17 protein-coding genes are annotated in these 19760 nt (G+C 64.1%); 8 read left to right on the top strand and 9 right to left on the bottom strand.

Annotated elements, in window-relative coordinates; genetic code table 11:
• The first annotated feature begins 212 nt into the window (after nt 1-212).
• Nucleotides 213-2261 carry a cytochrome-c peroxidase gene (locus B9N93_RS06455; protein ID WP_125468869.1) on the top strand — a complete coding sequence of 683 codons (2049 nt, stop codon included), beginning with the start codon at nt 213-215 and terminating at the stop codon, nt 2259-2261.
• Nucleotides 2262-2366: 105 nt separating this feature from the next.
• On the opposite strand, the gene lplT is transcribed toward B9N93_RS06455, so the two are convergent.
• The gene (lplT, locus tag B9N93_RS06450; protein WP_085211975.1) at nt 2367-3527 is read right to left on the bottom strand and encodes a lysophospholipid transporter LplT; all 1161 of its coding nucleotides are present in this window, start codon (nt 3525-3527) and stop codon (nt 2367-2369) included.
• The gene (locus tag B9N93_RS06445; protein WP_085211973.1) at nt 3524-5686 is read right to left on the bottom strand and encodes an AMP-binding protein; all 2163 of its coding nucleotides are present in this window, start codon (nt 5684-5686) and stop codon (nt 3524-3526) included. Before B9N93_RS06445 ends, lplT begins: the two co-directional genes overlap by 4 nt.
• Nucleotides 5687-5848: 162 nt before the next feature.
• On the opposite strand from B9N93_RS06445, the gene B9N93_RS06440 reads away from it, so the two are divergent.
• Nucleotides 5849-6907: an alpha/beta hydrolase gene (locus B9N93_RS06440; RefSeq protein ID WP_085211971.1), complete on the top strand. Its 1059-nt coding sequence runs from the start codon at nt 5849-5851 to the stop codon at nt 6905-6907.
• 18 nt (nt 6908-6925) lie between these two features.
• On the opposite strand, the gene B9N93_RS06435 is transcribed toward B9N93_RS06440, so the two are convergent.
• The gene (locus tag B9N93_RS06435; RefSeq protein ID WP_085211969.1) at nt 6926-7510 is read right to left on the bottom strand and encodes a hypothetical protein; all 585 of its coding nucleotides are present in this window, start codon (nt 7508-7510) and stop codon (nt 6926-6928) included.
• Entirely contained in the window at nt 7507-8724 is a 1218-nt protein-coding gene (locus tag B9N93_RS06430; RefSeq protein WP_254899461.1) for an AAA family ATPase, read from the bottom strand. Before B9N93_RS06430 ends, B9N93_RS06435 begins: the two co-directional genes overlap by 4 nt.
• A 173-nt stretch (nt 8725-8897) precedes the next feature.
• On the opposite strand from B9N93_RS06430, the gene B9N93_RS06425 reads away from it, so the two are divergent.
• Nucleotides 8898-9578 (top strand): hypothetical protein, encoded by a 681-nt coding sequence (locus B9N93_RS06425; protein ID WP_085211965.1) that lies wholly within the window; start codon nt 8898-8900, stop codon nt 9576-9578.
• Nucleotide 9579: 1 nt separating this feature from the next.
• On the opposite strand, the gene B9N93_RS06420 is transcribed toward B9N93_RS06425, so the two are convergent.
• On the bottom strand, nt 9580-10620 hold the full coding sequence (locus B9N93_RS06420; protein ID WP_085211963.1) for a PspC domain-containing protein: 1041 nt from the start codon (nt 10618-10620) through the stop codon (nt 9580-9582).
• Nucleotides 10621-10757: 137 nt separating this feature from the next.
• On the opposite strand from B9N93_RS06420, the gene B9N93_RS06415 reads away from it, so the two are divergent.
• The 5 genes from B9N93_RS06415 (at nt 10758) to ispH (ending at nt 15392) form a co-directional block, all read left to right on the top strand.
• Nucleotides 10758-12491: a phosphohexomutase domain-containing protein gene (locus B9N93_RS06415; protein ID WP_085211961.1), complete on the top strand. Its 1734-nt coding sequence runs from the start codon at nt 10758-10760 to the stop codon at nt 12489-12491.
• Nucleotides 12492-12573: 82 nt separating this feature from the next.
• On the top strand, nt 12574-13272 hold the full coding sequence (locus tag B9N93_RS06410) for a glycine-rich domain-containing protein (RefSeq protein WP_125468868.1): 699 nt from the start codon (nt 12574-12576) through the stop codon (nt 13270-13272).
• 74 nt (nt 13273-13346) lie between these two features.
• Nucleotides 13347-13832 (top strand): ribonuclease E activity regulator RraA, encoded by a 486-nt coding sequence (gene rraA, locus B9N93_RS06405; protein ID WP_085216184.1) that lies wholly within the window; start codon nt 13347-13349, stop codon nt 13830-13832.
• A gap of 3 nt (nt 13833-13835) precedes the next feature.
• Nucleotides 13836-14393, top strand: coding sequence for a cob(I)yrinic acid a,c-diamide adenosyltransferase (locus tag B9N93_RS06400; protein WP_085211959.1), 558 nt, complete (start codon nt 13836-13838; stop codon nt 14391-14393).
• A gap of 60 nt (nt 14394-14453) precedes the next feature.
• Entirely contained in the window at nt 14454-15392 is a 939-nt protein-coding gene (ispH, locus tag B9N93_RS06395; RefSeq protein WP_085211957.1) for a 4-hydroxy-3-methylbut-2-enyl diphosphate reductase, read from the top strand.
• Between the two features lie 34 nt (nt 15393-15426).
• Here ispH and B9N93_RS06390 read toward each other — a convergent pair whose 3' ends face one another.
• From B9N93_RS06390 to B9N93_RS24525, 4 genes are all read right to left on the bottom strand, one after another.
• Nucleotides 15427-16230 (bottom strand): hypothetical protein, encoded by an 804-nt coding sequence (locus B9N93_RS06390; protein ID WP_085211955.1) that lies wholly within the window; start codon nt 16228-16230, stop codon nt 15427-15429.
• Between the two features lie 104 nt (nt 16231-16334).
• A complete protein-coding gene (cysS, locus tag B9N93_RS06385) occupies nt 16335-17726 on the bottom strand; it encodes a cysteine--tRNA ligase (RefSeq protein WP_085211953.1) in 1392 nt (463 codons plus the stop codon).
• A 13-nt stretch (nt 17727-17739) separates the two neighbouring features.
• Nucleotides 17740-19248: a glutamate--tRNA ligase gene (gene gltX / locus B9N93_RS06380; protein WP_254899346.1), complete on the bottom strand. Its 1509-nt coding sequence runs from the start codon at nt 19246-19248 to the stop codon at nt 17740-17742.
• Between the two features lie 185 nt (nt 19249-19433).
• Entirely contained in the window at nt 19434-19637 is a 204-nt protein-coding gene (locus B9N93_RS24525) for a hypothetical protein (RefSeq protein WP_125468867.1), read from the bottom strand.
• Nucleotides 19638-19760 lie beyond the last annotated feature (123 nt).

Below are 19760 nucleotides of genomic sequence, written 5' to 3'. Positions count from 1 at the left end.
CGGCTCCGCGCCGGACCCGCGCCGCTTAAGCCCGGCCCGGCGGGGACAAGCCGCCCCCCGCCCTCCCCGCCATATCGACGGCCCGGCCCTAGTCCGGGCCGTCTCCGCATTCACACGACAGGCTCGCCATGCTTCAACTTCAACGCTTGGTAACGGACCGGACCCGCCGGTCCCGGATAATTCTTGGATGGCTCGCTCCCCTCTGCTGGGCCATGCTGCCCTGGGGCGAGGCCGGGGCGCACGGTGCCTCCCCACCCTCGCTCAAAGGCGTCCAGGTGCCCGCGACACCGGGCCTGCTGGACGGGACCAACCCCATCGTGGTCGATAGCGCCGCCGCCGTGGTCCTGGGCAAGGCATTGTTCTGGGACATCAATGTCGGCAGCGATGGCATGGCCTGCGCCAGTTGCCATTTCCACGCCGGAGCCGACCGCCGCATCACCAACCAATTGGCCCCCGGCACCTTCCACACGGACGCCGCCACCGGGCAAAGCTTCGAGAAAACCGCCTCGGGTGCCAAGGGCGGGCCGGGCTATGCGCTGCGGCTGGGTGATTTCCCTCTGCACCAGGTCGCCAACCCGGACGACAAAACCTCGGCGGTGTTGTACGACACCGACGATGTGGTCGCTTCCGCCGGGGTGTTCCACGCCGATTTCCAAGCGGTGGCGGGCGATGGCTCCCGCGATACCTGCCTCTCCAGCACAGACCCACTATTCCACCGCCGGGATTTGAACACGCGCCGGGTCGAGCCCCGCAACACGCCGACCGTCATCAACGCGGCCTTTAACTCCCGCAACTTCTGGGATGGCCGCGCCAACAATATCTTCAACGGGGAAACGCCGTTCGGTGCCCGCGACAGCGCCGCCGGGGTCTGGGTCGCCCAGAAGCCCGGCGGCAAAGCGCAAAAACAGCAAGTGCGGTTGGAAAACGCCGCCCTGGCCTCGCAGGCGATGGCCCCGCCGGTCAACGATATCGAAATGTCCTGCGCGGGCCGGACCTTCCCCGAATTGGGCCGGAAGCTCCTGCAACGCCGCCCCCTGGCCATCCAGGCGGTCCACAAGCAAGACAGCGTCCTCGGCCCGTCCCGCCACGCCTCCGGCCAGGGCTTGGACACCACCTACGCCGCCCTGGTCCAAAAAGCCTTCGCCCCGCGCTATTGGTCGGGCATCGGGAAATTCGGCGCTCCGCCCCAAGGCAGCGCCTACACCCAAATGGAAGCCAATTTCTCGTTCTTCTTCGGGCTGGCCCTGCAACTCTATCAAGAGACCTTGATTTCCGACGATTCGCCCTTCGACACCCCCAGGGACGCCGACGACATCCCCCTGGGCCTGAACGAACAGCAAGCCCGCGGCCTGGTCTTGTTCGTGGACGCGCATTGTCCGATCTGCCACCGGGGGCCGACCCTGTCGTCGGCGGCGCATCCCTATGTTTATAGCTATCCCGCCGCCACCGGGCCGCAATGGGTCAACCGCAAGACCCTGCGGGGTTCGTTCACCGGCCAGGGCGTGGCCTTCGCCCTGATGGACGAGGGTTTCGCCAACACCAGCGTGACCCCCGACGCCTACGATCCCGGACTCGGCGGCACCGATCCCTTCGGCAATCCGCTGTCCTACACCGCGCAATACCTGGAACTGCTGATGGGTTCGCGCACGGCCTTGACGGACCCCATCAGCATCAAGGCCTGTTCCTTCGATGTGCCGTTCACCAGCGATTATGTCGCGGCGGAGCGGGTGGACGATCCGCTTGGCAGCGAGGGCTGCGGGGCGCGGCTCCCCTATGCCAAGGTGCCCGCCAGCGCCGTGCTGGCGGCGGAATTGGCCAAGCCGGGCCAGGGCCGCGCCCTCGCCTCGGTGCAGGGGGCGTTCAAAATCCCCAGCCTGCGCAATGTTGAGCTGACCGGCCCTTACATGCACAACGGCGGGATGAAGACTCTGGAAGAAGTGGTGGATTTCTATAGCCGGGGCGGCAATTTCGACAACCCCGAGCATTTCGCCACCGTGGTGTTTCCGCAGGGCTTCAGCGCCTTGCAAAAGGCGGATTTGGTGGCCTTCCTGAAATCGCTCACCGACGAGCGGGTCCGCTGGGAACGCGCACCCTTCGACCATCCGGCCCTGCCGATACCGCAGAGTGCGGGCATCCAGCCCTCGGCGCAAGACCCGCAACAAACGGCGGACAAAATGCTGAGCATCCCCGCCGTGGGGAAACTGGGCCGTCCGGCCAGCCGTGGCCCTTTGCAACCGTTCGAGAGCTTCCTGCGGCCCTGAACGGATTGTCCCACCCGGCATGGCAAGCCCAGCGTGCCATGCCGGGCATAAAAACGGCGGGATGACACCCAACCCGCCGCCTTCATCCCCCCGCTTGGGAACCGCTCATTCCGCCACTTGCTTCGGCAAGCGCCAGGACACCAACACCGTCATCAGCCACACCAGCCCACTCAGGCCGAAAATGGTCGCCACCGGCCCCGCCCCATGGCCGGCGGCCAGACTATATCCCCCCACACTGACCAACATCGCCGCGTTCTGGAAGAAATTCTGCACCGCCACCGCGCTGCCGCTGCCCACGGTGCGATAGCCGATTTGCTGGATGGCCGCGTTCAAAGGCACCACCATGATGCCGCCGAACACCCCGACCCCCAACAAAGCCGCCCGCGCCGGCCACAGGCTATCCACGAAGGCCAGCGCCAGGAACGCACAACCCAGCCCATAACCCGCGAACCGCACCCGCCGCACCTGTGCCAGCGGAATCAAGCGCGGCACGATGCCGGAGCCGATCACGATGCCGATGGACAAGTACAGCGTGAGTTCGGCGATATCGCTGGCGGTCTGGCTGTGCAGCACGGCGGGTGCCCAGGCCACCAAGGCCACGCGCAAGGTCGCGGCGCAGGCCCAGAACAAGCTCAGCGCCAACAGGATCAAGCGGGCGCGTTGGGTATCCAGCAAGCCCCGGATCAAACCCCACAGCTTGCCCAAGGGCGAACCCGGCGACACGCCCCGCGCCGCCAGCTTCGGCAACAGCAACACCGCCAAAGCCGACACCAGGAACAAGCCGACGCTCGCCCAGAGGCCCAGGTCGATGGAATGATCGGCCAGCTTGGCCCCAGCCACGGTGCCGAGCAGGATCGCCGCGATGGTCGCGCCCTCCACCCAGCTATTGGCCTTCACCAAGTGTTCGGTGTCGGTGAGTTCGGGCAGGATGCCGTATTTGGCCGGGCTGTAGGCCGCCGCGCCCATGCCGACCACGCCATAGGCGAACAAGGGGTCCACGCCCACCAGGATCAAGCCGCCGCCGACCGCCTTCACCGCGTTGGCCGCGATCAAAATCCAGGGCTTGGGGAAACGGTCGGCCAGATGGCCCACCCACGGCGTCAACACCACATAGGCGATGAGGAACACGCTCTGCAAGGCCGGGATGTACCAGGCCGGGGTGGCCTTGTTCTGCATCACGATGGCGATGACGGTGAACAGGATGGCGTTGTCGGCGAAGGCCGACAGGAATTGCGAGCCGACCAAGGCATAGAGTCCCCGGTTCATGCCTCCACCTCGTCGGCGCGTATCTGCGCGGTCAGGGTCGGATAATCGACCTTGCCGGTGGGCAGCAGCGGTAGCTCCTTGAGTATCCGCACCGCCTTGGGTTGATAAAGCTCGGTATAGCCCAAGCGCTGGGCTTCCTTGGCCAAGGCGTTGCGGTGGGCGTCCTTGGCCTGGCTGGCGAGGACGATGCGCTCGCCCTTCTTCTCGTCGGGCACGGTGACGGCGGCGTGGAGATGGCCGGGCCACAGCCGCGCCGCCAATTCCTCAATCACGCCCAAGGACACCATTTCCCCGCCGATCTTGGCGAAGCGCTTGACCCGACCCAGGATGGTGACGAAACCCTCCTCGTCCACATGGACGATATCGCCGGTATCGTACCAGCCCACCCCGAACACCGACGCCGGCGGTTGCAATTCCCCCGGACGCTCCGGCTTGAGATAGCCCAGCATGATATTCGGCCCCGCCACATGCAGCCTGCCGCCGCCCTCGACCCCCGCCACCGGCTCCAAGCGCCATTGGACGCCCGGCATGAAGCGCCCGACCGTGCCCTCCTTGTAGAACATCGGGGTATTGGCCGAGAGGATGGGCGAGGTTTCGGTCGCGCCATAGCCCTCCAGGATGCGCAGCCCGAATTTGTCGGCCCAAAGCTTGCGGGTATCGGCTTGCAGTTTCTCCGCCCCGGCGAACACATAGCGCACGCTGTAGAAATCGTAAGGATGGGCATGCTTGGCATAGCCCGCCAGGAAGGTATTGGTGCCGAACAACAGGGTCGCGTTGATCTCGTAGGCGACTTCCGGGATGATCCGGTAATGCAGCGGGCTGGGATAGAGGAAGGTGTACATGCCGTTCAACAACGGCAGCAAGGTGCCCGCCGTCAGCCCGAAAGCATGAAACATCGGCAGGGCGTTGAGGATGGTGTCGCGGGCATTGAGGTCGAGCCGCGCGGCTAGCTGCTCGCGGTTCGCCAACAGGTTTTGATGGGACAACACCACGCCCTTGGGTTCGCCCTCCGAACCCGAGGTGAACAACACCACCGCCGGATCGTCCGCGCCGGGCCGGTGGGCTTGGCGGGCATACCAAGTTTCGGCGGTGAACGCGGTCGCCAAGGCGCGGAGTTTGTCCTGTTTGCCGATGCCCGCCGCCAAATCTTCCAGGTAGAGAATCCGCGCCTGGGTGGCCAGGGTCGCCACCGTGTCCTCCAGCTTGGCGTTCTCGACGAAACGGCGGGCGGTGACGAGGGTCTTGATTTGGGCCGTGGTCAGGGCCGAGGCCATTTGCTTGACCCCGGTGCTGAAATTCAGCATGGCGGGCACCCGGCCATGGATTTGCAGCCCGAACAAAGCCGCCACCGTGCTATTGAGGTTGGGCAACAACAGGCCCACGGTTTCGCCGGCTTCGGTCTCCGCCGCCAGCTTTTCGCCCAAGGCCAGGATTTGGGCGATCAAACGGTTATAGTTGAGCGGCTTGCGTTGGACATCCTCCAGCAGGACGTGGCCGCCGCCATGGATTTTGCGGGCGTCGAGCAGGGCCGCGAACAAGGTCTGGCGATGGTTGCCGGTCTCGAACACCATATCACTCATGATGTCCGACAGCAGGAAACCGGCCAGATGCCGCCGGTCGTGGCCGTGGCTTTCCGGCGGCAGGTCGATGGCCTGCGGCGGCAGGATATTGATGCTGATGGGCGGGAACCAGCGTTGCCGCACCACGCCGCGCAAGCGGGACACCGGGGTGTATTGCGCCCCGTCGATACGGACCGGCAGCACCCGCGCCCCGGCCTTGTCGGCGATGAGTCCCGCGCCTTCGTAAATCTTCATCAAAGCCCCGGTCACGGTGATGCGGCCTTCCGGGAAGATCGCCGCCTTGCGGCCTTCCTTCACATAATGGGTCAGCGCCTTGATCGACAAGGGCTGCATCGGGTCCATGGGGAACACCTTGGAAAACCACAGGCCGGGCCGGACCCACCATTGCCGGGCGATCTGGGTATTGATGGCGAAGGTGACATCGTCCGGCAGGAACACCCACAGCAGGATGGGGTCCAGATAGGAGGTGTGGTTGGCGACGATCAATACCCGTTCGCCGGCCTTATGATAATTATCGATGCCGTTGAGCCTGACCCGGAACAGCCGGGATAGCAGCCAACGCAGCCCTTGTTTGACCATCGCGCTTCCTCTTGAGTAGTGTTTATTTTCCTTCCCACGCGGCGGTGGGAATGCGTCCTGGGAGCGCCGCACCCGGCGTTCCCCCATCCACGGCAGGCCGGGCTTGGTACAGGCCCGCCGCCGGACCATACTATCCCGATCCATTCCCTCCGCCTGAAGCCTATGTTAAAGCATCGCCCCGTTCCTCCGCTGATCGCCTTCGGACTGCTCCTGCCCCTATGGCTGGGCGGCTGCGCCGTCTTGCCCAGCCCCGGCCCGGCATCCCACCAAGCACCCAGGCTCGCCCGCGCCCATTTCACCGCCTCCGACGGCGCGGTGTTGCCAGTGCGTTCCTGGCTGCCCCAGGGCGAACCCAAGGCCGTGATGGTATGCCTGCATGGTTTCAACGATTACAGCCGCGCTTTCGAGCCGCCGGGCCGTTATCTCGGGGAACACGGCATCGCGGTCTACGCCTACGACCAGCGCGGCTTCGGACTGGCGCCGGGCCGGGGCCGTTGGGCAGGCATCGAAGCCTATACCCGCGACCTCGCCGAGTTCGTCGCGCAACTCCGCAAGCGTCACGGCAAAACGCCGCTCTACCTCTTGGGCGAGAGCATGGGCGGGGCGGTCGCCCTGGTCGCGCTGACCTCGTCCCAGCCGCCGGACGCCGATGGCGCGATCCTCTCGGCCCCCGCCGTGTGGGCGCGGGACACCATGCCCTGGTATCAACGGGCCTTGTTATCCATCGCCGCGCGCACGTTGCCGGAACTGGAACTGACCGGCTCCGGCCTCAAGGTCCAGGCCTCCGACAATATCCCCATGCTCATCGGCCTGGGCCGCGATCCCTGGGTCATCAAGGCCACACGGGTGGGTGCCATCGCCGGACTGGCCGATTTGATGGATGCGGCCCAACAGGACGCGGCCAAGTTGGACAAGCCGGTGCTGGTGCTATACGGGGCCAAGGACGAAATCATCCCGCAAGAGCCGATCCGGCTGATGCTGGACAAGCTGCCCAAAACCACCCCGACCCGGATCGGCTATTACGAAGGCGGTTATCACTTGCTGCTTAGGGATTTGGGGGCGGAACGGCCCTGGGCGGATATCGCGGCCTGGACCGTAGATCATGCGGGCGGCCTGCCTTCGGGAGCGGACCTCAAAGCCGCGGCGCTGCGACCCGAGGCGGCTGAAGCGCACGGAGCGTGGACCGGGCAAGGCGGGGCGGCGGTCGGGAAAGGGCGATGAAACGCCACAACACGGAACTCAGCGGCTGGCGCAAGCGGTTTCGATCCGGCCTTCCAACGCCTGGATATCTTCCGGGCAACGCTGGCGAATCTTGGCGTAGCGCTTGGCAGCTTCGATACCCAAGGTCCGCCGCCCCTCGCCCGGTTCATCCAACAGCCCGCGCCGCTCGGCGATAGGCTTGAAATAGCGCTCCTTGGGATCGCGTTCGGCGCGGATATCCCGCCACGCCCATTCCTTGGGCAAATCCAAACCGGCCAAGGCCCAAACCTCCAACTCCTGCCAAGCGTTCTCGGCCAGGAATATCCGGTTTTCCGGCAGGATCGCCCGCGCTTGGCTTTCCAGATTGCCCAGCCGTAACCGGCGGCTTTGTTCGCCGTCCCGGTCTACGCAGAGCAAGAACACATCCACCATTCCCCGATAACGTTCGATGATGGGTTTGAGTTGCTGGAAATCCAGTGCCCGCGCCACCCCGCCGAGCAAGGGGTCTTTCAGTACCGTGACCTTGGCGCGGGGCTTGCCAAGATGGCTCAGCAAAGCGGCGACGATGGGTTGCAGCAGGTATTGGTCTTTGCGGAAATCCTCGGGGATGATAAGTACGTTCACGCCGCCGCGTCCTCGTCGCTGGTGAAATAAGCGGCGTCTTCCAACCAGCCGGTGGCATGCAGCTTGGCGATATCCTGCTGTTCGATCACCTCGGCGGCTCCCGGTATATCGAGGATGCGCTGGATCCGGCCTTCGTGGCTGTCGGGCAGGCGGTAGATCAGCGAGGCATGTTCCAAGGTTTTAGCATCCAGTAAAGCGAGCAATTCTGGAGAATGGGTCGTCGCCACCACTTGCACCTTGCCCAGCGCGGCCTGCCGTTCGATCAAGCCTAACAGCAGGTGCAAGCGGGCCGGATGGATGCCGTTGTCCAGCTCCTCGAAAAAATAGAAGCGGGAAGCGTCCGGCCCCAGCAAGGCCGCGATCATGGCGAGGAAGCGCAAGGTGCCATCGGAAGCGCTGTAGGCCGAAATCCGCTGTCCGCTCCGCTCCACCAGCGTAACCAGGACGCGCCCGGCATGGTCCGCCGGGAACTCGAAATCCACGGCGTCCATGGGCGTGAGTTCGGCGATCCAGGACAGCAGCGCGGCCTTGGATTCGGGTTGCTGGCAAATGGCTTGCAGGACCGAAGACAGGTTTTCGCCCTTATCGCCCAGGATGGTTTGGCCGGGGATGGACGGGCGGCGCAGGGCTTCGGGGTCGAGGTCGAGGAAACGCATGGAGGCGAAGGCGCTTAAAGCTTCTTGGGCTATCTCGCTAGCATTTATAAATTTATTGGAGGCGTTTTCGGCAATTTGATTAAGAGCGGGCCTAAAGCTTAGGCTTGTGAATTCATAATACTCCCAAGGATTGAATTCGTCCTCAATAGGAATGTCACGATCTCTCACACCAACCTTTAAATCGAATCGGTCGCTGGGTTCCAAATGGAAAACCATTTCTGTATCAAAAATTATGCGCGAGTCTAATATTAATTTCTCGCTTATTGATCGTGGAGGTGTCCCGTCATTACTTACATTAACTTTGAGAAAATAACTGCATTTTTTTTGATCAAGGAAGAAATCCGCTTCAAATTCGCAGCAATTACCGCCTTGGAATACAAATTCGCGCACTCCGCCACGAATCCCCCGCCACACCCGTTCCCCGCCTTCGCCATATTTCTCGCCAATAATCTCCGCCAGCGAATATCCCCGCGCGATGCCGTGCAAAAACCTGAAGGCATCCCGCAGATTGCTCTTGCCGGAAGCATTAGCCCCCACCAATAAAGTCAGCGGTCCCATATCCAGGGTCGCATCGCGGAAATTCTTGAATCCAACCAAGCGCAGCGAAGTCAACATGTCCAGCCCCAACAATCAGCTTTGCATGAGTAAAAGACCAAGTTAGCACCCCCCATAGCCATCCCCAAGCGGCAGGTGTAGCCTGATAAGCCCTTCAATCCACCCGGAGCAAACCCATGGCCCGCGCCAAAACCAGCAAAGGACGCTGTGCCTTCTGCCAGCAGGACATCGCCAAGAACATGGCCTCCCGCCACTTCCCGGCCTGCCCGGCCTGGAAGGAAGCCACCGCCCACGCCGAAGGCAGCAAGCGGAAAGCCGAAACCCTTTACCACCTCCGGGTGCAGGCCGAGGGACAGCCGGAATTCTGGCTGGACCTGGAAATGCGCGGCTCGGCCAAACTCAAGGACTTGGACGAATACCTCCGGGCCATCTGGCTGGAATGCTGCGGCCATATGAGCCAGTTTTCCCACGGCGGCTGGGGCGGCGAGGAACTGCCCATGAACCAATCCCTGGCCTCGGCGCTGGCGGGCGGCGAGCTGACCCATATCTACGATTTCGGGACCGAATCGATCTCGCTGATCAAGCCGCTGGACCGGCGCGAAGGCAAGCCCATCGGCAAACATCCCATCACCCTCTTGATCCGCAACCTCATGCCGCCCGCCGCCTGCATCGAATGCCAGGAACCCGCCACCTGGCTGTGCATGGAGTGCTTGATCGACGACGAGACCGAGGGGACGCTGTGCGACCGCCACGCCCAAAACCATCCCCACGACACTTACGGCGCCCCCATCCACATTGTGAATTCGCCCCGGCTGGGCCTGTGCGGCTACGAAGGCCCGGCGGACCCGCCTTATTGATTCATTCCGGCAAGCGGAACGGCTGCTCCGCGAACTTCTCCTTCAAGAACCGGCCATGCACCAGCAAGCTCCCGGCGTCCTGCTCGAACAGGCTTTTCGCCAGATCGTGCAAAGTGGTATCGAGCAGGCCCAATTGTTCGCCCAAGGCTTCCTCGGCGGTCTTGCCGCTGTTGAGGCGTTGGCTGCGGGCCATGGACGGCGGCAAGGCCAGATATTGGTTCAGCGCGTCCGGCAGATAATCGAAGGCGATTTTCCGCACCTCGAAAGGCCGCAGGTCGAACATCTCCCCGCCCTGAGCCAGCCGTTCCAGCAAGAAGGCCAGTTTCTCCTCGATCCCGGCCAACACCCCCAACGTCTCCGGGCCGACCCGGTCTTGCAGGCGGTCGCGCATGGGGCGCAGCTTTTCCCGCCAAGCCGAGAGTTCCGGGGATTCGTCGGTGCGCTCCCGGAAGCTGGCTTTGAATTCCTGCTCCACCTGGGCCGTAGCCACCTGCTGGAATTGTTCGTGCAATTCGATCAACTGATTCAACAAAGTCCCGGCGGCGGTGTTGATGGCCCCTTGGCCGCCCGCGAACGCCTCGGCGGGGGTCGCGCCGATCCGCTCCAACAGCTTGGGGAAACGCACCAGCACCGCCTCGCGCACTTCCGCGCCGACCGGGGCGTCGCCGGGTTGCTCGAAGCGCGGGGCGATCAGCTTGATGGCGTCGAACGCCTGCTGGGCCAAATCGGCGATGGCGGGATCGTGGCGGCGGTGTAGTTTGGCGATCTTGTCGTCCATGCGCCGCAGTTCGCGCCCCAGTTCCCAGGACACCTTCGGCAGCGGCGTCTCGATCCCGGCGGGCAACAAGAACCACAGCGCCAGATAGACCCAGACGATCAAGCTGCCCGTCAGCGGGATCAGCAGCAGGAACAGGAAGCGCACCAGGGTCGGATTCATCTCCAGGTAATCGGCGATCCCGGCGCAGACCCCGCCCAGGCGTTTACGGCGGCGGTTGCGTTGCAGGCGGCGGCGGGAAGTTTTGGGTAAGGATGGGGTGGACATAAGCGGTGATAGGAGGGTAGTCAGAGGATGCGGCGGATAAGGCCAAGATTGCGGGCATTGTACCCCACGGCTCCGCGCCCCAAGCCGCCGGATATGGTGTATCGTCTGCCCGCTGTTTTTTCAAGGAGCCTCCCGCCATGACCCCAGCCAGTTATCCCCCGGATTCGCTACGCGCCCGCCTCGCCTACGAACCCCGCGCCGCCAATTTCGGCACCAGTGGTCGCCGGGGCGAAGTCATCCACCTGACCCAGTTGGAAATCTACCTCTGCGCCCTCGGGGAACTGGAATATCTGCAAGCCCTGCCGGTCGTGGACGGCGGCATCGTGCGGGGCGAAGAGTTTTTCTACGCCTACGATCTCAGGCCCAGTTCCAGCGCCTATGTCGGCAATAATCCCCGGCGCGGCGAACTGGCCCAAGCGGTCGAAGCCGCCATCCGTGCCGCCGGGATGCTCCCGGTGAACCTGGGCCGCATCCCCACCCCGGCCTTGACCCGCTACGCCCTCGCCCAAGGCAAGGGCAGCATGATGATCACCGGCAGCCATATCCCGTTCGACCGCAACGGTTACAAGACCAACACCTCGCGCGGCGAATTGCTGAAACAGCACGAAGCCCCGGTCAACGCCCAGGTGCGAACGGTGCGGGAACGGCTGTATGCCGAGCCTTATGCAAGCTCGCCGTTCGATGCCGACGGCCTGTTCAAGACCGGCCAGCGCGACCTGGCCCCGGAAAACCCCGCCGCCGCCCTGGCCTATGTGCGGCGCTATATAGATTTCTTCGGGGCGGGCGCGCTGGCGGGCATCCGGTTGCTGGCCTACCAGCATTCGGCGGTGGGACGGGATATCCTGGTGGAGATTCTGCGCGGACTCGGGGCCGAGGTGTTCCCGGCGGGCCGCAGCGAAACCTTCATGCCCATCGACACCGAGAACATCGACGCCGCCCAATTGGCGACGCTCCAAGCCCTGCACGATGCCGCCGTGGCCGCACACGGCCCGGTGGACGCCGTGGTTTCCACCGATGGCGACAGCGACCGCCCCTTGATCCTGGGGGTGGATTCGGGCGCGGTGCGGTTCTTCGGCGGCGATCTGGTCGGTATGATCGCGGCGGAATACCTGGGCGCGGATGCCGTGGTGGTGCCCATCAGTTGCAACGACGCCATCGACCGGGGACCGCTGCGGTCCTTGCTGGAACCCAAGACCCGGATCGGCTCGCCCTTCGTCATCGCCGGGATGGAAGCGGCCCGCGCCCAGGGCAAGCACGCCGTGTGCGGCTGGGAGGCCAACGGCGGTTTCCTGACCGGCTCGGATATCGTGAAGCATGGGCGGACGCTCGCGGCCCTGCCGACGCGGGATGCGCTACTGCCCCTGGTCGCCGTGCTGGTGGCGGCGAAGGAACGCGGCCTGTCCTTGACGGCGCTGTTCGGGCTGCTGCCCCGGCGCTATAGCCGCGCCGCCTTGCTCAAGGATTTCCCGAGGCCGGTGAGCCTCCGCATCCTGGCGCGGTTCACACCGGAAAATCCCGCGATCCGCGAACTGGTGTTCGCGCAAGCCGAAACCTCGGCCCTCGACGCGAACCGGCGGGCCGTCACCCTGACCGCAGCGGAAGCCGCCGCCTGCGCCGCCCTCCGCGCCGAACTGGCGGAATATTTCGGGGCGGCGGCGGGCTTCGACGCGATCACCGCCCTCAATTATGTGGACGGCGTGCGGGTGTATTTCGCCAACGGCGATGTGGCGCACCTGCGGCCTTCGGGCAACGCCGACGAACTGCGGATTTACGCGGTGGCCGACACCCAGGCTCGGGCCGATGCCATCGCGGCCTGGGCGGTGGCGGAACCCGACGGGATGTTGCGGCGCTTGGAGCGCCTGGTCGGATAGGCGGGCGGAATCCGCGCCCAGGCCACAGAGGGCCGTCGATCCGGCGCGACCGTGCCATCCCACCCGACCCACCGGAGACGATATGTCGAAGCTGACCCCCCTGCTCCAATGGGCATTCCTCGCCATCCCCGGCTGGGCGGCGCTACGGGCGCTACGCGCCAAATTCGCCGACGGCGGGCGGCGGAAACGGCGCGACTACATCGACGGCTACGCCTTCCCGCCCGGACTCATCCAACGGGCGGCGAAAAAACGGCCCGGTTTGGCCCCGGACGATTGGGCACTGGTCGAGCGGGGCTTGCGCCAATTTTTCCGGGTCTATCTCGATGGCGGCCAAAAATTCGTGTCCATGCCTTCCCAGATCGTGGACGAGGTCTGGCATGAATTCATCCTCTACACCAAGAATTACGAGCTGTTCTGTGGCCGGGCCTTCGGGCGCTTCCTGCACCACACGCCCGCCGCCGTCCTCGGCCCCGCCCGGCGCAAGAGCAACGAAGGCTTGCGCCGGACCTGGTGGTACGCCTGCCGGGCCGAGGGCATCGACCCCAAAGCCCCGCACCGGCTACCCCTGCTGTTCGCGCTGGATGCCCAGTTGGGCATCGGCGATGGCTTCCATTACGTCCCCGATTGCGCGGCCTTGCGCCGGAACGGGCGCGGCGATTGCTATTGCGGCGGGGATTTCTCGGACAGCGGGATCGATGGCGACCTGGACGGCTTCGGCGGCGAGGGCGACGCCGGGGATGGCGATTCGGGCGGCGACGGCGGTTGCGGCGGCGGCGATTGATCCGGCCCGCCGGGGAACCTTGCGTCCCGCTCGGTTATCATACCGGCCATCCCACCCACGCCCGGAAGCCGACCATGATCTTCAAAACCTCCGACCTCTGCGATCAATTCGCCGAATCCAAACGCTTGCAAATCGCCGAACCGCTGTTGCGTTCCTTCGGCGGGCACACCGCCTTCTCGGGCCGCATCACCACGCTCAAGGTGTTCGAGGACCCCGTGAAAATCCGCGAAATCCTGGGCGAAAAATCCGAAGGCGGCGTCCTGGTGGTGGACGGCGGCGGCTCGCACCGCTGCGCCCTGCTGGGGGCGGACCTCGCCAAGCTGGCCTGCGACCACGGCTGGGAAGGCATCATCGTCTACGGCTGCATCCGCGATTCGGTCGAGATCGGCCGCCTGCCCCTCGGCGTCCGCGCCTTGCACACCCATCCGCTCCGCAGTCACAAGCGCGGCACGGGCGAAAGAGACATCCTCATCACCTTCGCCGGGGTCAATTTCCGCACCGGCCATTACCTCTACGCCGACGAGGATGGCATCGTCGTCGCCGACGACCCCTTGGTGTAAGCCATGGGCCACCGACTCACCCGCATCTACACCCGCACCGGCGACACCGGCACCACCGGCCTCGGCGATGGCAGCCGCATCGACAAGGACGCCCCCCGCGTCGCGGCCTATGGCGAACTGGACGAACTCAACAGCCATCTCGGGCTGGTCCTGGCCCACGGCCTCCCCGACGAAGTCCGCGATTGCCTGATCGAAGTCCAGCACCGATTGTTCGACCTGGGCGGCGACCTCTGCATCCCCGGCCGCGCCAGCCTGGAGCAAAGCCATGTCGAGGGACTGGAACGCTGGCTGGATTATTTCAACGAGCGCCTGCCGCCGCTCAAGGACTTCATCCTGCCCGGCGGCGGCCCGTCCGCCGCCCATTGCCAGGTGGCCCGCACCGTCTGCCGCCGCGCCGAACGCACCCTCACCACCCTGGCCCGCGCCGAGCCGGTCGCGCCGGTGGCCCTGGCCTGGGTCAACCGGCTATCCGACCTTTTGTTCGTGCTGGCGCGGATACTGGCCCAGGGCGGCGAAACCCTGTGGCAACCCGGACGCCCCCCCATCCTGCCACCGCGTTGATTCGCACGGGATGGCGTGTGAGAATTCCCTAGTTTTTTACTCAGACTCATCGGTAAACCCATGGAAATCATTCTCGCCAATCCCCGCGGCTTCTGCGCGGGCGTGGACCGCGCCATCGAAATCGTCGAACGCGGCATCGAAGTCTTCGGCGCACCGCTCTACGTGCGCCACGAAGTGGTCCACAACACCCATGTCGTGGATGGATTGCGCCAACGCGGCGCGGTATTCGTGGAGGAATTGGCGGAGGTGCCCGAGAATTCCACGGTGATCTTCAGCGCCCACGGGGTCTCGAAAGCCATCCAGGAAGAAGCCAAGGAACGCGGCCTGCAAGTGTTCGACGCCACCTGCCCCCTCGTCACCAAGGTCCATATCGAAGTCCACCACCACGCCCACGCCGGTCGCGAAATCATCTTTATCGGCCACGCCGGCCACCCGGAGGTGGAAGGCACCATGGGCCAGTACGACAACCCCGAGGGCGGCATCTACCTGGTGGAATCGCCCGCCGACGTGGCGGATTTGCAGGTGAAGAACCCGGACAACCTGGCCTATGTGACCCAGACCACCCTGTCGCTGGACGATACCCAGGCCGTGGTCGATACCCTGAAAACCCGCTTCCCCAATATCAACGGGCCGAAAAAGGACGATATCTGCTACGCCACCCAGAACCGCCAGGACGCGGTGAAGAAACTGGCGGGGCGCTGCGATGTGATCCTGGTGGTGGGTTCGCCCAACAGCTCGAACTCGAACCGGCTGCGGGAAATCGCCGAGAAACTGGGCAAGGCGGCCTATCTGATCGACGACGCAGAGGAACTCCAGCGGGAATGGGTGGAAGGCGCGAACGCCATCGGCGTCACCGCCGGCGCCTCGGCCCCGGAAAACCTGGTGACCCAGGTGGTGGCCAAGCTCAAGGAATGGGGCGGCATCGCCGTGACCGAGAACCGCGGCATCGAAGAAAAAGTGGTGTTCTCCCTGCCCAAGGAACTGCGCCGCTCGGCCTGATCCCCTGGGAATCCCGGCGGGCCGGGATTCCCCGTCAATCGCGCTTGCCCGGCCCGAACAGGCTCCGCAAGCCCCCCAGCAAACCCCGCTCCGCCGATTTCTTATCCTTATCCTTATCCTGCGTCAGCGCCAACAGCCGCTCCTGGCGGGCTTTTTCCTCCGCCGCCCGTTGCCGCAGGCGGGCGCGGGCCTCCTCCGAGATTTCCAGATAGCCCAGGGTCTTGGCCTCGCGCAACAGATAGCGGCCCATGTCGTCCAGCCAGGCGGCGTCGATCCTCGCATAGTCGAAGGAATACTCGCGGATCGACAAGCCCTCGAAGTTGTAGCTGAGGACACGGACCTTGGACGCCTCGATATCGGCCTCGAAACCGAGGCCGGCCCGCACCCTGAGCTTGGCCTGGAACAGCAGCATCTGGACCGGACCCGCCCCGCCCCGCACCGGCCATTCGGTGAACATGACCTGATTGGCGATGAGGTGTTGGCGCAAAGACTCGGCCTCGGCGAGGGGGACGGTGAATTTGCGCTCTTCCGGCAAGACGCAATCGCAATTCAGGGTGACTTTCTTGGGCGTGCCATGGCCGTCGATGCGCAAGGTATAGGCTTCCTGACGGAAGCCTTCGACCCGGCCCAGCGCGGGAATATCGAAGGCGGCGGCCACCGGACGCTCGGCATCTTCGAGATGCTTGAGCATCTCGCCCAGATAGCGATGGACCTGGGTCAGGCGCGGCGCGATCTCGGCCCGGAAAATCCGGTCCAGCCCGGCCTGGCGCAAGGTTTCCGCTTCCTTGGCGGTGCGGGCCTGGTCGGCTTCGCGCTTCAAATCGTCTAACAGTCCCACGAATCCTCCTGTCACCCTGATGGGAGGGTTGATTAAACTTCAGGGCGCGGATGAGCGCCATGGGGCGGGGAACATGAAAATGCCCTAGCCATCGATCATAAAGCCTATTCCCTCCGCCAAGTCGTCCCCCCCGCCCCATCTTCCAGCACAATCCCCTGTTCCTTCAACTCATTGCGAATCCGGTCGGCCTCGGCCCAGTTCTTATTTTTGCGGGCATCCAGCCGTTGCTGGATCAAGGCTTCGATGGCGGCGGCGTCCAAGCCGGAATCCTCTTCGGCCACCCCGCCCTGGAGGAATTCTTCCGGGTCGGTCCCGAGCAAACCCAATACCGCGCCCAACTCCCGCAACACCGCCGCCAAACCCGCCGTTGCCTCCGGCTGCTCGGTACGCGCCTTGTTCAGTTCGCGGGCCAGTTCGAACAACACCGCCACCGCCTCGGGCGTATTGAAATCATCGTCCATCGCCGCGCCGAACCGCGTCCGGTAAGCCGCGCCGATTCCGGCCTGGGCCACCGGCTCCACGCCACGCAGCGCGGTATACAACCGGGTCAGGGCCGCGTTGGCTTCGTCCAGGTTCTCGTCGCAGTAGTTCAAGGGACTGCGGTAATGGCTGTTGAGGATGAAGAAGCGCACGGCCTCCGGGCGATAACGGTTCAGGATTTCCCGCACCGTGAAGAAGTTGCCGAGCGACTTCGACATCTTCTCCTCGTTCACCCGCACGAAGCCATTGTGCATCCACAGATTCACGAATTTCTCGCCGGTCGCGCCTTCCGACTGGGCGATCTCGTTCTCGTGATGCGGGAATTGTAGGTCCATGCCGCCGCCGTGGATATCGAAATGGTTTCCGAGGCAGCAGGTGGACATGGCCGAGCATTCGATATGCCAACCGGGACGGCCCGGTCCCCACGGCGACTCCCACGAAGGCTCGCCCGGCTTCGCCCGCTTCCACAGCACGAAATCCAAAGGATCGCGCTTGGCCGCGTCCACGTCCACCCGCTCGCCGGCCCGGAGTTCGTCCAGGTTCTTGCCGGACAAGCGTCCATAGCCCTGGAACTTCGACACGGCGTAGAACACATCGCCATTGCCGCCGACATAGGCATAGCCGCGCCCGATCAAGGTCTCGATCATCGCCAGCATCTCGGCGATGGAACCCGTGGCCCGTGGCTCCACATCGGGCGGCAACACGCCCAAGGCCCGTTCGTCCGCATGCATGGCCTCGATGAAACGCCCGGTCAGGGCGGTGTAAGGTTCGCCGTTGTCGTTGGCCCGCTTGATGATCTTGTCGTCGATATCGGTGACATTGCGGACATAAGTCACTGTATAGCCCAGATGCCGGAGATAACGGGCCACGATATCGAACACCACCATCACCCTGGCATGGCCCAGATGGCAATAGTCGTACACGGTCATGCCGCAGACATACAAGCGGGCCCGGCCCGGCTCGATGGGAACGAAGGTTTCTTTCTGGCGGGTGAGGGTGTTGTAGATGGTCAGCATGATTCGGACTCAATTATTCGGACTCATAGGTGAATTCGGCCAGGCGGCGGTGCAAGCGGGCGGGGTCCAGGATGCGGTACAGGGCGCCGAGTTCCGGGCCGTCGTGGCGTCCGGTCAAGGCGGCGCGGAGCGGCAGGAACAAACCCTTGCCCTTGGCCCCGGTCTTGGCCTTGAGCGCTTTCATGAAGGCGTCGAAATCCGCCCCGGCCAGGGTCGCGGCGTCGAGCGCGGCCAGGAAGAAAGCTTCGCCCGCGCCCCGCGCCGCCGCCGCCATGTCCGGCTCGGCCTTCAATTCGTCGGCGAACAGGATACGCGCCCATCCATCGGCCTCGGCGGGGAACAGGCAATTGCTGCGGACGATATCGAGGAAGGCGGCGAGTTGGTCTTCCGGCACCAGGGCGCGGGTCTCGGCGTGCAACCAGGGCTTGAGCGTGGCGGGGTCCGCCGACCGCACCGCCAGTTGCTGCCAGTGCTTGAGATGGTCGATATCGAAACGGGCCGGGGATTTGCCCAGGCGCGAGAGATCGAACCGGGCCTTGAGCGCGGCGAAATCCATGATGTCCTCGCTGTCGTAATGGTGGCCGAGCCGGGCCAGCATATTGAGCAAGGCCAGCGGGAAATAACCCTCCTCCCGCAACTGGGCGATACTGCGGCTGCCGTTGCGCTTGGACAGGGGCGCGCCGTCGTCGCCCAGGATCAGCGAATTATGGGCATATTGCGGCGCGGGCAGGTCCAAGGCTTTCAGCACCAGCAATTGCCGGGGCGTGTTGGCGAGATGGTCCTCGCCGCGCAAAACATGGGTCACGCCCATCAAGGCGTCGTCGATGGCGTTGCAGAAAAAGAACGCGGCGCTGCCATCGGCCCGGCGGATGATGAAATCGCCGATATCGTCGGTGGCGAATTTCTGCGGTCCGCGCACCCCGTCCAGGAATTCCACGGTTTCCCGCTTCGGCACCTTGAACCGCAGGGTGGGTTCCAAGCCTTCGGCGCGTTTGCGGGCCACTTCCTCGGGGTTGAGATGGGCGCATTTGCCGGTGTAGCGCGGCGGCTGGCCGGAACTGAGTTGAATCTTGCGGGAGATTTCCAGTTCACGCGGGGTGCAGAAACAGGGATAGGCCAAGCCGTTCTGTTCCAGCGCGTCGTAATAGCGCTGGTAGACCGCCCCGCGGCGGGACTGGAAATAATCCGGGCCGGGTTCGGCGGTTTGCGGACCTTCCTGCCAGGGGAGGCCCATCCAGCGCAAGTCGGCCAGGAGTTCATCGACGAATTCGCGGCGGCTGCGCTCGGCGTCGGTGTCCTCGATGCGGAGCAGGAAGCTTTCGCCATACAGGGCGCTGAACAAGGCCGTGCGGGCGTTGCCGATGTGCATCAGCCCGGTGGGACTCGGGGCGAAACGGGTTTTGGTCGGGTTCATGGAAGCGATGAAGGAAAGGAGGATGGCCGGGAACTTTAGCAACAAGGGTTTGGGCGGGGCAACCTTGGCCCAGGGCCGGGGAGCGGCTTGATTGGCTTCCCCTGTCACCTTTGGCTCGGTTCGGAATGGGATATCCGTGCGCCTTGACATCAACCGGAGCATCCCGCACGAAAGACTGTCGAAGCCAACACGGCCAAGCAACCGCCAGGGAAAAGGTGGTGCGCAGCCTTCACAAGTGCGTGGAAATGAATGTGCCGTTTTTCACGCTCCGAGCGAACTTGTGCTACTTTCTTTCAATTATTATTAGTAATGAGGATAAGCACCCTCTTTAAACCGCTAAAACCGCTTAAATCACCATTAAAACGATGCCATCCCCGTTTTTTTAAAATAGCCAAAGGATTGGAAATCTTTTCCAGCCCACCTGGTTTGCGGGCTGGCCGACAGGGTCGGATCAGCCAGTCGGCTTGCCAGCGGTTCCATTCGTAGCCCAGCGGCACGGACGGCCCCCCATCTCAAATTTGAGACGGGGGCAGCGTAACATAAATCCATATCAATCAAGAGGAAAAGATAAAAATCATCACGACAAGACACGAACAATCACTTCTACCTTCATGGTGGGA

The organism is Methylomagnum ishizawai, assembly GCF_900155475.1.
GTDB lineage: Bacteria > Pseudomonadota > Gammaproteobacteria > Methylococcales > Methylococcaceae > Methylomagnum > Methylomagnum ishizawai_A.
This window is presented reverse-complemented; position numbering and strand designations above follow the sequence as displayed.

Excerpts from the sequence above, each read along its gene's own strand:
- B9N93_RS06440 (WP_085211971.1), top strand. The coding sequence starts at position 5,849 with ATGTTAAAGCATCGCCCCGTTCCTCCGCTGATCGCCTTCGGACTGCTC.
- B9N93_RS06455 (WP_125468869.1), top strand. The coding sequence starts at position 213 with ATGCTGCCCTGGGGCGAGGCCGGGGCGCACGGTGCCTCCCCACCCTCG.
- ispH (WP_085211957.1), top strand. The coding sequence starts at position 14,454 with ATGGAAATCATTCTCGCCAATCCCCGCGGCTTCTGCGCGGGCGTGGAC.
- B9N93_RS06425 (WP_085211965.1), top strand. The coding sequence starts at position 8,898 with ATGGCCCGCGCCAAAACCAGCAAAGGACGCTGTGCCTTCTGCCAGCAG.
- B9N93_RS06430 (WP_254899461.1), bottom strand. The coding sequence starts at position 8,724 with ATGGGACCGCTGACTTTATTGGTGGGGGCTAATGCTTCCGGCAAGAGC.
- B9N93_RS06420 (WP_085211963.1), bottom strand. The coding sequence starts at position 10,620 with ATGTCCACCCCATCCTTACCCAAAACTTCCCGCCGCCGCCTGCAACGC.
- B9N93_RS06415 (WP_085211961.1), top strand. The coding sequence starts at position 10,758 with ATGACCCCAGCCAGTTATCCCCCGGATTCGCTACGCGCCCGCCTCGCC.
- rraA (WP_085216184.1), top strand. The coding sequence starts at position 13,347 with ATGATCTTCAAAACCTCCGACCTCTGCGATCAATTCGCCGAATCCAAA.
- B9N93_RS06410 (WP_125468868.1), top strand. The coding sequence starts at position 12,574 with ATGTCGAAGCTGACCCCCCTGCTCCAATGGGCATTCCTCGCCATCCCC.
- B9N93_RS06400 (WP_085211959.1), top strand. The coding sequence starts at position 13,836 with ATGGGCCACCGACTCACCCGCATCTACACCCGCACCGGCGACACCGGC.
- lplT (WP_085211975.1), bottom strand. The coding sequence starts at position 3,527 with ATGAACCGGGGACTCTATGCCTTGGTCGGCTCGCAATTCCTGTCGGCC.
- B9N93_RS06445 (WP_085211973.1), bottom strand. The coding sequence starts at position 5,686 with ATGGTCAAACAAGGGCTGCGTTGGCTGCTATCCCGGCTGTTCCGGGTC.
- cysS (WP_085211953.1), bottom strand. The coding sequence starts at position 17,726 with ATGCTGACCATCTACAACACCCTCACCCGCCAGAAAGAAACCTTCGTT.